This is a genomic window from Bacteroidota bacterium (genome assembly GCA_039111535.1).
Taxonomy (GTDB): domain Bacteria; phylum Bacteroidota; class Rhodothermia; order Rhodothermales; family JAHQVL01; genus JBCCIM01.
This window is the reverse complement of sequence record JBCCIM010000072.1, coordinates 16,705-27,373: the sequence shown is the minus strand read 5'-3', so window position 1 is coordinate 27,373 and position 10,669 is coordinate 16,705. Positions and strand designations below refer to the sequence as shown.

The following is a 10,669-nucleotide window of genomic DNA, read 5'->3' as shown; positions in this document are numbered from 1 at the left end:
CCGAACAAGGAATTTTGAATATAGAAGTATACATTCCTTCAACTAAAGCCTCAAAAACCTTAAACCTTCAACCTAATTGCCCAACGTATTTACGCCCGGTGTACGCATGATGCTCTTGGCTGCATTGATCTTTGCAGTCATGCAGGCTTTTGTAAAACGCGTCGAGGATTTGCACGTCCTTGAAATCGTGTTTTTCCGCTCAATCGTTACGGCCGCCATGTGTATTGCCTATCTCAAAGCACACGGTATTCCGATGCTGGGCAAGCAACGTCCCTTGCTGGTGTTACGGGCTGTTGTGGGGGTGATATCGATGACGCTGTTTTTTTATACGATACAGCGCATGCCGCTGGGGGCTTCCGTTTCACTGAAATACTTGTCGCCCGTCTTTGCAGCCGTGTTTGCATATCCGGTGCTTAAAGAGCGTATCAGGCCCATACAGTGGCTCTTTATTGCGGGCGCTTTTGCCGGCGTATTGCTCTTGCGAGGGTTTGATGCCCGCATCGATTCGTTCAACCTGATGCTCGGACTGATCGGGGCCGTGTTTGGTGGACTGGTGTATGTATTGATACGAAAAATTGGCAAGGCTGAGCATCCTATGGTGATCATCAATTACTTCATGGTGTTGTCTACTGTGGTAACAGGCATCGGTATGATTCCATTCTGGGAAATGCCGGCAGCGCGTGATTTTACCTACCTGATTGTTGTTGGGGTGCTCGGCTATTTTGGCCAGGTCTACATGACAAAAGCACTCCAACTCGAATTAGCAAGCCGGGTTACGCCTGTAAAATATATGGAAGTGATTTATTCGCTCATCATAGGACTCATCTGGTTTGGTGAAGTGTATAGTTTGCTGAGCTTGACCGGCATACTGCTGATTGTTATTAGTATGTTATCCAATCTGATCGTAAAACAAAGATTTGTAAAAAAAGCAGCAGCTTGAACCAGAGCTAACCCTAATTTAAAGGCGTAAATTTTTGGGCAGTGTAAATCCTACTAAACAGATCCATGAGTGCATTGCAAAACAGCGAGATACCCGCGTCGATACGCGCAGCTACCGTTCAGTTCCAGCACCGGCCGGGTGACAAATCTTACAACTTGTCGCGCATCAGCCATTTCTGTAGTGAAGCTGCAAAAGCTCATGTTCGCTTGATCGCGTTTCCCGAAATGTGCGTCAGTGGCTACTGGCATGTACGAAACCTTGACCAGGCCGGCGTGGCAGCGCTTGCAGAGCCGGCTCCGGGTGGGGACACGTGTGTACAGTTGCTGGACTGGGCGCGTCAATACGACATGGTCATCGGCGCTGGTATTGTTGAAGAAGATGACGACGGTGCCTTTTACAATACCTACGTGGTTGCGATGCCCGATGGCCGGCTCGAAAAACACCGCAAGCTCCATTGTTTCATCAATTCCCACATCAGTAGCGGAAATGAATACACCGTCTTTGATACGCCGCTGGGTGTGCGTGTTGGCGTGTTGATTTGTTATGATAACAACATCATCGAAAACGCGCGTATTACTGCTTTGCGCGGGGCAGACATCCTCATGGCACCGCACCAGACGGGGGGCACGGCATCGAGGAGTCCGCATGCCATGGGTGTTGTTGAGCCGGCGTTGTGGGAGAATCGCAAGCGGGATCCTGAGGCTATTGAAGCTGCTTTTCGGGGTGACAAGGGCAGGGGGTGGCTCATGCGGTGGTTGCCATCGCGTGCACACGACAACGGCATGTTTATCCTGTTTAGCAACGGAGTTGGATTGGATGATGATGAAGTCCGAACGGGCAATGCGATGGTGCTGGATTGCTACGGGCGCACGGTGGCAGAGACCTGGAAAGCGGCAGATGCCATGGTTGTTGCTGATCTGGATCTGACGTTGTTGCCGCTGTGCTCTGGTCGACGCTGGATGCGTGGCCGGCGGCCGGCGCTGTACGATGAAATCACGCAGGCGAAAGGTTCAGAATTCGGGGCCCGCGAAGCGCGTTTCTCAGAAGAGGCTACATCACGGTCTTGAGCTCGTTCCAACGGGTTGTGTATTTGTCGGATAACCAGGCTTGCTTCATCACCCAGGAAGGGTCTGTGCCTTCAGCAGCTATTTTTACTTTCCCGCGCCCATAGCGGTAGTTAATGGCGTCGAGGGCCTGCATGAGGGACGTTTCGCGTTCATGATTGCGGTTGACAAATAGATCAAATTGTTGGGCATTGTTGTCGATGAGTCCGGACAGAAAGACACCGGCTTGTTTATACCGTAATCCGGGTCTGAACAACGTGTCCAGCGAAGCATAGGCATATTGGGCCAGGAGCTGTGTGTTATCTGTTGGCTCGGGGAGGAGCGCGGAATGGGTCCGATGAAGCCGTTCACCTTTGCTAAAGCGGCCGGTCGACAGGAAAACAGAAACATGCGTGGTCAACTGTCCATCATCTCTGATGCGGGTACCCAGTGTGCTACAAAAAAAGGCAATGGCTTTGCGGATGTCTGCAAGATCCGTAAGTGGCTGCCCGAAGGAGCGCGTGCAGGCTGCATTCTTTCTGTCTTGCGCAATGTCATCGAGCTCAATGCATTGGGTGCCACACAGTTCGCGCACAATGCGTTCAGCCACTACGTTAAACTTTTTCTTGATGAGGGTGGGCTCTTTGTCTCGTAGATCACGGGCCGTTTTGATGTTGAGCTGTGTCATGCGCCGCGCCCAACGGTATCCAATGCCCCATACCTGTTTTATGGGGATGTGTGCCAATACGTTATCCCATTCGGTATCATCTGGTGCGTAAACTCCTTGCCGGCGCGCGTCTTTTTTAGCAATGTAGTTTGCGGCTTTGGACAGTGTTTTTGTCGGGCCAATACCAACAGATACGGGCAGGCCCAATTGCTTAAGCATCGCCGTGCGGATGGCCGCAGGATCAACGAAAGAAGGCAGGTGCACAAATGCCTCGTCGATTGAGTACTTCTCTACATCAGGTGAGAACTGCTTGAGCACGCGGTACACGCGGTCGCTCATGTCGCCATACAATTCGTAATTCGATGAGCGAACGTGCACGTTGTGCTGCTGTATCAGGTCCCTCCATTTGAAAAGCGGTGCAGCCATCGGGATACCAAGCGCTTTTGCTTCGTTAGACCTTGAGATCACGCATCCGTCGTTGTTTGAAAGGACAATAACCGGCCGTCCCCGCAGCCGTGGATCAAATACCCGCTCTGCAGATACGTAGAAATTGTTGACATCAACAAGGGCTATGGATTGTGCTTTTTGGATGACCTGATGTTTGGCGATTGTTGCAAAGCGTCTTCTATGTATACATATGTATATGTGTGCAATATGTTTCTCATTTCTAAAACCAATTTCAGTCTATGAGTTTTCCATCGCCGGCCCGTGATTGGAAAGAGGCGCCGCTTTCGCTGGACACGTTGTGTGATATCAGTAACCCTGCTGTTTTTTTATTTCGGTATGGAGGAGAAGACCTGCAATTTGTGAAAAAGAACGCCGTCCTGGTAGTCGACAAAAGCCTGACACCCCATAAAGATGACCTGGTCATTGTGGTGGAGGGTGAGGATATGGTGGTTCGTCGCTTCGAAGATTTTCCCAAAGACAGCAATTTGTCCGTTGAAGGGGTTGTAACGCGCGTACTCAACTTTATTCGGTAAAGGTGACGTTTTGGCCGATTTTTTGTAGATTATGGTTGTAAGTATCCCAAGCGAAACGGTTTATGCGTCCCCAATTGATTTCACTTATTTGTTTGTTTGGCATTTTTGGTGCTGTAGCAAATTTGGTTTTTGCCTTCTGGGCTGATGACCTGACTTTTGGGTATCGGGCCTGGATGCTACTCATGTCGGGTATTCAAATCAAGGCCATTCAGGGCGTTTGGAATATGAAGAAGTGGGGGGTTGTGCTGTATGCCGTAAAGTTTGCGCTGGTACAGGTTGCCCTGATGGTCGGCGGATTCTGGTCTGTCATGCATCTTGCTTTTCCTGTGTTAATATTGCTCGGCCTGAGCCAGTACTACAGCGACATGCGCTAAGCCGGCTTGTTACTGCGCAACCTGTACAGGTTGTTCTGGTAAGAGATGGACCTTGTAACACCGATTGTTTGAATTGTGAGCAACCTCGTCTATTCCACGGCCCACGGCCGTATGTGCCCCAAATGTGATCGTCCGAAGACAGCCTGTGTCTGCCGCGACAAGCAAAATGCCAAACGCGCCAAAACGGATGGTGTAGTTCGCGTAGGCCGGCAAACGAAGGGGCGAAAGGGAAAAGGTGTGACCATCATCACCGGATTGCCGCTTTCGCCAAATGAAATGAAAGATGTTGCAAAAAAATGCAAACAACTTTGTGGTAGCGGGGGTACAGTAAAAGACGGCGCCATAGAAATTCAGGGAGAACACCGGGACAAACTCGTCAAGTTTTTCGAAGGGCAGGGATATACCGTGAAGCGTTCTGGTGGGTAATGGGTGCCTTCGGTTCATAAATCCGGACCCTCATGCGATTGCTTCTTTTGTTTATATGCTTCATTCCGATTGCCCATGCTGGCGCGCAGGCACCACCCATTGTTGCTGGTGAAAGCTTTCGCTTCGTTCGGGTAAAGTATGAGAGCAACACAGGCGGAGAGGGCAGCAGATGGGGGCGATGGCGCAGCAATGCATGGGCAACAGATTGGCCGGCAGCCGATTTTAACCTCCACCAGGCAATCGACCGTACAACCCGAATCCCACTCGGCGGTGAACCTATTGTCCTCACGCTCGAAGATGATAACATCTTTCAGTACCCGGTACTCTACATAACAGAACCCGGCTACTGGTATCTGGACGACGAAGAGGCGGAAAACCTTCGGCTTTACCTTGAACGCGGCGGCTTTCTGATAGTCGACGATTTTCACGACTTCGGCCGCGGCATGACTGGGCCACAGTGGGATAATTTCTACACGAACATCAAAAAGGTATTGCCCGACCAGGAGCCCGAAGAATTGCCGCAGGAGCACCCCATCTGGTCTATTTTCTACGATGTAGATCCCCTTGCGGCCGTGAGCACAAAACGGGGCAACTGGGCCATTGATGACGACGTTTATTATGCCATGTATGACAAGCGAGGGCGGATGGTCGTTGTGATTTGTTACAATCAGGATATCGGAGATGGATGGGAATGGCCGGGGCGTAACCTGGGTGAAGCTTCGACTGTCAGTTTTCAAATGGCGATAAATTTTATCATGTATGCACTTTCACATTAGCGATATTTGCAGTGCCTCAGTTGGGGTTGTGGTGTTTGTCATATTGTTGGGCGGCTGTGCCAAGCAAGTTAGAACCGTGCAAAACTTACATGAAGGCGCCGGCCTATACCAATCGGTAATCGAAAGCCCGATTGCCTGGGAAACAGCAGGGCAATCCGTACAGGGACGCGATATTTACGTGAAGACGTTTGGACAAGGAGAACGCACGGTGATGATCATCGGCGGGTTTCATGGTGATGAAATACGTGGTGTCGAGTTGGCCTTGCGCTTTGCCGAATACCTCCACGAGAACCAGGTGCAATTGGATGACGTACGGGTGGTGGCTATCCCGGTGCTGAGTCCGGATGGCCTGGTAAACCAGCAACGTCTCAATGCCAATGATGTGGACATTAACCGTAATTTCCCGACTGAAAACTGGACAGCTGAATCATCACGCGGGCCTCGGTATAGCCCAGGCACTGCGCCGGCATCAGAGCCGGAGACGCGCCTGATGATGGCACTGCTTGACCAATACAAACCCCAGCGTATCATTTCCATCCATGCCCCACTCGAGGTTGTGAACTACGATGGTCCGGCCAAAGCATTGGCAGAAAAAATGGCAGCGTATACCGGTTACCCCGTTAGCGGTGATATCGGTTATCCGACACCCGGCTCCTTTGGCAATTACGCCGGCGTAGAAAACCAAATCCCAACCATAACGCTTGAACTGCCAGCCGGCCCCTTTGAACCCATGTGGGTGCCGAACAGAAATGCGTTATTGTCAGCGATGAAGTTTTGAGTGCCGAATGCTGAGTGTTGAATGACGCACTGCCTTCCCCATCCTGAGCCCGCGAAGGATCTGTGGATGGCGCCAGGATAGCAAAACTGCCAGGGACACAACATCGAACGCAACCATTCTGCCTCAAAACCAGCTCAGTTTCAAAACTCTCCGTTGTTAACCCTTCAAAAAAGGCGAAAAAGGCCTGTTAGCAGGAAAGTTATCCACATGTATTTACATATGTGTAATATGTGTGTATATTTTGCGCAGTTGAATATCGCATCCGATATAAAAGGAATTACAAATCAGGTTACATCAAATGCCTTCCGGGATTGAAAGACAAATGGATCAGGACAGCATACTTGACCCCGACGTCGTTGAATACGCCTTGTATATGCAAGGAGAGAAACTGGGCTTCAGCCGGCATGAAGTACTGGAATACGCCCGGGCAGGGCAGGTTGTCGAGCACATCGACGACCGTGGCAACCGCACCTGGAGTATCGACGGTGTTCACGTGCTCCACTATAATGCAGAGAGCAACATGTTCGAATTACCAACCATGGAGTTAAACGAGAAAGCTTATGAGAACTAACTTGAAGTTTACCTTTACCATTTGCCTGCTGATTATGGTTGCGTTTCTGATGAATGCGCCGGCCTAAGGCATAACCAGGTTGCCTGCCGGAAAGTGATGGTGAATAATAGCGCTGCGAATGATACAAGCAGGCATCAGCATGGTTGAGGAGGAGGAAATAGGCGGGTATCAAACATGCGCCTGTCTAGATTGCACACACTTTATTGCACACAGGTTGTTTCGCGATGTGGCTTAACGGGTAGCTGCTTCGTGTGTCTAACAGAAAAAAGCCTCTGCAGCTTTGTTGCAGAGGCTTTTCTTCATTTAAAGACTTGCGGGGTGTACAATTACCCCTGCACAACGGGATCTTCTGAAGCCTGCATCAGTGCATCAACCCATTCGAATAGCGCATCAGGTAGGAGCGCCATAAGAATGATGATGAGAAAACAGGTGAACAGGCCCCATACCAGGTACTTTTCGTTCGAAGAGACCGGGTCTGCCGGGTTCTGGGTTTTAATCATGGGTATTTCTTAGAACGTAGCGTAGAGACAGTAACGTAGTAACAGAGGGGAGGCGCGGGGAGAGATCACGCGGAACGGAATGGGATGTGACCAACAATAATTCGTCACATGGTCGGCACGTAACGGTTTTTAAGGGGACCCAGTCTTTTCTTTTGACCAACAATACAAGTTCATGGTATCCGGTTCAGAAATCATTGTCGGGCCAAACGACAACCTGCATGAAGCAATTAAAGATGCCGGCACAACCCCGATCCTGCTCCGGGCAGGCATTTATCGCGGCGGTTTCAAATTGCAAGACGGCACACAACTGCACGCATATCCAGGTGAGCAACCCGTATTCATGGGCGCGCACCCGGTTGCGCCGGCAGCATGGGAAAAGAATGGTGAGGCATATGGCCTTACATGGGACAAACCTTTTTACCAACATCCCGCCAAACAAGTTGGTCTTGGTGATGCGGGCCTGCGGCACCGGGCAGCAATGCAGCCCCATATGATCATTGTAGACGGTCAGCCCCTCCAAACCGTCTATAAAACCGCTGACCTCATGCCAGGAACGATATATCTGGAAGGAACGGCCGACAATCCGAAAAAGATATGGGCGCGTTTTATGGACGACCGCCCGCCGGCTGAATTTGACATCCTGGCTGCACAATACCAGCAAATCCTATCTACGAACATCAAATCGGCTTCTGGCGTCGTGCTTGATGGTCTGCATTTCAGGTTTTGCGCCAACACGGGATATCAAGGCATGATCAGCCTTCCTGAAGAAGCAGAAGGATGGGAACTGCGTAACCTCGATTTGCAGTGGTCAAATACCGAAGGCCTGCACCTCATGGGGCGCAACCACAACATCAACAATGTGATCATCAAGAACCACGGTCAAAACGGACTCTCCTCCCGTGAAATGCACCGTTGTGCACTCGAAAACATTGAAACGTCGTTTAACAACTGGAAAGGGTTTGATCCCAAATGGGATGCCGGCAACAAACTCCGCAACTCAACAGAAAATACGTTGCGTCACATCAAGGCCATTGGCAATCCCATCTGGTGGGATATCGAAAACCAGGGCAATTGGATGGAAGATTTTGAAATCCTGGATGCCATTTGCTGGGGCCTCATGGTTGAATACCACAGCAGCAACAACAGCTTTGTCAACGGTGTAATCAAGGGCACGCGCCGCTACAACGGGGAAGAGGCTACAGGCAATGGCATCCGAATCCAGAGCAGCATTACCGGTTGCGAATTTGTGAACATCCACCTGGAAGCCAATGAAGGGGGGGCGGTTTATTACAAAAAGACCGAGACACGGCATGGCGAGAAAAACTTCAGTGGCAATAACACCTTTGATGCGATCACGCAGCAGGACAACGCCCGGAATGGCCAGTGGGTTGTAGAAGGACATCCGGATGACCATCCGGACCGCTTTCGTAATATGGAAACGCCGGCATTCGAAATCCGCCGGCGCTAAAAATGGCTTATTGAAAGGATGTCTGTGTGCAAGTAGTTGCTTACCTTGTTGCAGTAAAAGCAAAACTACAGCAGGTTTTTCATGTCAGAATCCAGTTCAATGGTATTTTCACCGATGGCCGTTCGCAAAGTCATCGGCCTACTCGGAACGTCATTACCGCTCATCCTGGCTGTTGGCGGATTGCTGATCTATGATACTACCATTCAGCGCACTGTCAGTCTGTATTACCACACAGCAGTGCGTGACGTTTTTGTCGGAATGCTGTTTGCGATTTCAGTAGGCCTCCTTACTTACCGCGGGTATGACTGGCGAGATAACTGGTTTACAAACATAGCAAGTATCCTCGCCATCGGAGTTGCTCTTTTTCCTACGGACGCTGACCCGGATGTCTACTCCACCATTGGTACCATACACCTGGTATGTGCGGGCGGGTTTTTTGCCGTACTGATTTACATCGCCGGCTGGCTATTTACCAAATCTAATCCTACCACCCCTGCCAAAGTATTGCGTATCCGGCTTTACAAAATCTGCGCTTGTGTGATGGGGGGCGCGTTGCTGCTGATGTTTGGGTACTACCTGGTGCCAGATGGCCTGAGAGACCAGCTCCAACCTTATAATCCGGTATTCTATCTAGAAGCACTGGCTATTATGGCCTTTGGGTTCGCCTGGCTGGTCAAAGGGGGGGCATTGATCAAGGATGAGGCTGTGCCGGCCTGAAGTTGAGGTTTGAATGGCGAGTTTGTAAGTTTTTGCAGTGTTCCTGGTTCTAATATAGAATACCGAACAAGGAATTTTGAATGTCGAAGGATTATATTGTCACTCGACACTCGAAACGCAATCCCCACTGTCATGAAAAGAAGAGCATTCCTCCAACACGCTGCTACCGGTCTTGGCGCAAGCGTACTGCTGCCTACATGGTTACAGGCGGCCCATCGTTCTGGCGCATTCAAAATTGGCTTTCAAAGCTGGGTAGTGCGTGAGCCACTAAACGCTGATTTTGCCGGCACCCTCAAAAAACTGGCCGGCCAGGGGTATGAGAGTATGGAGATGTGCTCGCCGCTGGGCTATGGCTCTTATGGATTTGGTGGACTTGCCAAGATGCCCGTACCTGAGATCAAGCGCACACTGGATGGAGAAGGCATCGCTTGTGAGAGTTCGCACTTCACGTACCCGGAGTTAACAAAAGACTTAATGGCCAGCGTCGAATTTGCCCACGAATTAGGACTGGAGCAAATGATTGTATCTGCAACCAACGTGAACGAACGCACCGGTACGCTCGACGACTGGAAAAAAGCGGCAGATACGATGAATGAATGGGGCCGTAAAATCAAAGAAAACGGATTGCCTTTTGGCTTCCATAACCACCATTTTGAGTTTGTCGAAATAGACGGCCAGCTTGTTTACGATGTGTTGATGGATCGTCTGGATCCTGAGCTTGTTGCCATGCAATTCCAGGTTGCTGTAGTCAATATCGGCTACCACGCAGCTGACTACTTCCGCAAATACCCCGGCCGATTTGTATCTGCCCACCTTGCAGATTGGGGAGGTGAAGAATCCGGATCGGTACCAATAGGACAGGGCAAAGTTGATTGGCCTGATTTCTTTGAGGCCGCAAAGGTTGGCGGGTTGAAGAACCTGTACGTCGAAATGGATCAGAAGCTCTTGCCGGATAGCGCAACGTACCTGCAGTCCGTTTGAGGATAGTCTTGCCGTGTGCTGAATGTCGTCGAGATGACTCGCCACTTCCCCGGTGTCATCCTGAGCAGTGCGAAGGATCTGGGCGCGCAAAGCATGTGGCTCAGGTGCAGAGCCCAGCCATACCAGTGGGTTCCGGATCAAGTCCGGGATGACACGGTGGGAGAGGGCTTTCACGCCAACACATTCGGTACACGGCTCGCGCGCATGTCATGCTGAGGTAATGAAGATGCTAGTCTGATTCAAACATCAATTCGTGGTAGCGCCGCACTATTTTATTGTACTGGCCTTCAGAAATAAACAGTCGGTGGTGAAACGGATTTTCAAAGTCCGGCTTTGCAATTTCATACTTGTTACCATAATCCCACTTGATAACTGACTGCGTTCGTAAATCAAGATCCAGATAGTGCCGGGTATCTTTGTCTTTTGGTTTTTGCATCATGATAGAGCC

General features: G+C 50.4%; 14 protein-coding genes. 11 read left to right on the top strand and 3 right to left on the bottom strand.

Annotation, left to right across the window (positions count from 1 at the left end; genetic code table 11):
* Positions 1-76: 76 nt before the first annotated feature.
* On the top strand, positions 77-940 hold the full coding sequence (locus AAF564_12695) for a DMT family transporter (protein ID MEM8486402.1): 864 nt from the start codon (positions 77-79) through the stop codon (positions 938-940).
* An 89-nt stretch (positions 941-1,029) separates the two neighbouring features.
* Complete coding sequence (locus AAF564_12690; GenBank protein ID MEM8486401.1) at positions 1,030-2,007, top strand: nitrilase family protein; 978 nt, start codon at positions 1,030-1,032, stop codon at positions 2,005-2,007.
* Here the strand turns inward: AAF564_12690 and AAF564_12685 are convergent.
* Positions 1,991-3,223, bottom strand: coding sequence for a Y-family DNA polymerase (locus tag AAF564_12685; protein ID MEM8486400.1), 1,233 nt, complete (start codon positions 3,221-3,223; stop codon positions 1,991-1,993). The two genes, AAF564_12690 and AAF564_12685, sit on opposite strands and share 17 nt — an antisense overlap.
* 113 nt (positions 3,224-3,336) lie before the next feature.
* Between AAF564_12685 and AAF564_12680 the strand changes: the two genes are divergently transcribed.
* The 6 genes from AAF564_12680 (at position 3,337) to AAF564_12655 (ending at position 6,555) form a co-directional block, all read left to right on the top strand.
* Complete coding sequence (locus AAF564_12680; protein MEM8486399.1) at positions 3,337-3,630, top strand: hypothetical protein; 294 nt, start codon at positions 3,337-3,339, stop codon at positions 3,628-3,630.
* Between the two features lie 62 nt (positions 3,631-3,692).
* Positions 3,693-4,004, top strand: coding sequence for a hypothetical protein (locus AAF564_12675; GenBank protein MEM8486398.1), 312 nt, complete (start codon positions 3,693-3,695; stop codon positions 4,002-4,004).
* 75 nt (positions 4,005-4,079) lie between these two features.
* Positions 4,080-4,430: a translation initiation factor Sui1 gene (locus AAF564_12670; GenBank protein ID MEM8486397.1), complete on the top strand. Its 351-nt coding sequence runs from the start codon at positions 4,080-4,082 to the stop codon at positions 4,428-4,430.
* Between the two features lie 32 nt (positions 4,431-4,462).
* Positions 4,463-5,206: a DUF4159 domain-containing protein gene (locus AAF564_12665; protein ID MEM8486396.1), complete on the top strand. Its 744-nt coding sequence runs from the start codon at positions 4,463-4,465 to the stop codon at positions 5,204-5,206.
* Positions 5,207-5,282: 76 nt separating this feature from the next.
* Positions 5,283-5,984, top strand: coding sequence for a M14 family murein peptide amidase A (locus AAF564_12660; protein MEM8486395.1), 702 nt, complete (start codon positions 5,283-5,285; stop codon positions 5,982-5,984).
* A gap of 298 nt (positions 5,985-6,282) precedes the next feature.
* Complete coding sequence (locus tag AAF564_12655) at positions 6,283-6,555, top strand: hypothetical protein (protein ID MEM8486394.1); 273 nt, start codon at positions 6,283-6,285, stop codon at positions 6,553-6,555.
* Between the two features lie 326 nt (positions 6,556-6,881).
* On the opposite strand, the gene AAF564_12650 is transcribed toward AAF564_12655, so the two are convergent.
* Entirely contained in the window at positions 6,882-7,055 is a 174-nt protein-coding gene (locus AAF564_12650) for a hypothetical protein (GenBank protein MEM8486393.1), read from the bottom strand.
* Between the two features lie 172 nt (positions 7,056-7,227).
* Here AAF564_12650 and AAF564_12645 point away from each other — a divergent pair, with 172 nt between their 5' ends.
* The 3 genes from AAF564_12645 to AAF564_12635 all read left to right on the top strand — a co-directional run bounded on the left by AAF564_12645 (position 7,228) and on the right by AAF564_12635 (position 10,221).
* Entirely contained in the window at positions 7,228-8,523 is a 1,296-nt protein-coding gene (locus tag AAF564_12645; protein MEM8486392.1) for a hypothetical protein, read from the top strand.
* 81 nt (positions 8,524-8,604) lie between these two features.
* Entirely contained in the window at positions 8,605-9,240 is a 636-nt protein-coding gene (locus tag AAF564_12640) for a DUF998 domain-containing protein (protein ID MEM8486391.1), read from the top strand.
* Between the two features lie 132 nt (positions 9,241-9,372).
* Positions 9,373-10,221 carry a sugar phosphate isomerase/epimerase gene (locus AAF564_12635; protein MEM8486390.1) on the top strand — a complete coding sequence of 283 codons (849 nt, stop codon included), beginning with the start codon at positions 9,373-9,375 and terminating at the stop codon, positions 10,219-10,221.
* Positions 10,222-10,450: 229 nt separating this feature from the next.
* On the opposite strand, the gene AAF564_12630 is transcribed toward AAF564_12635, so the two are convergent.
* The gene (locus tag AAF564_12630) at positions 10,451-10,660 is read right to left on the bottom strand and encodes a hypothetical protein (GenBank protein ID MEM8486389.1); all 210 of its coding nucleotides are present in this window, start codon (positions 10,658-10,660) and stop codon (positions 10,451-10,453) included.
* Positions 10,661-10,669 lie beyond the last annotated feature (9 nt).

Coding starts and splice junctions, on each gene's coding strand:
- AAF564_12680 (MEM8486399.1), top strand. CDS start 3,337: ATGAGTTTTCCATCGCCGGCCCGTGATTGGAAAGAGGCGCCGCTTTCG.
- AAF564_12675 (MEM8486398.1), top strand. CDS start 3,693: ATGCGTCCCCAATTGATTTCACTTATTTGTTTGTTTGGCATTTTTGGT.
- AAF564_12665 (MEM8486396.1), top strand. CDS start 4,463: ATGCGATTGCTTCTTTTGTTTATATGCTTCATTCCGATTGCCCATGCT.
- AAF564_12655 (MEM8486394.1), top strand. CDS start 6,283: ATGCCTTCCGGGATTGAAAGACAAATGGATCAGGACAGCATACTTGAC.
- AAF564_12650 (MEM8486393.1), bottom strand. CDS start 7,055: ATGATTAAAACCCAGAACCCGGCAGACCCGGTCTCTTCGAACGAAAAG.
- AAF564_12645 (MEM8486392.1), top strand. CDS start 7,228: ATGGTATCCGGTTCAGAAATCATTGTCGGGCCAAACGACAACCTGCAT.
- AAF564_12640 (MEM8486391.1), top strand. CDS start 8,605: ATGTCAGAATCCAGTTCAATGGTATTTTCACCGATGGCCGTTCGCAAA.
- AAF564_12635 (MEM8486390.1), top strand. CDS start 9,373: ATGAAAAGAAGAGCATTCCTCCAACACGCTGCTACCGGTCTTGGCGCA.
- AAF564_12630 (MEM8486389.1), bottom strand. CDS start 10,660: ATGATGCAAAAACCAAAAGACAAAGATACCCGGCACTATCTGGATCTT.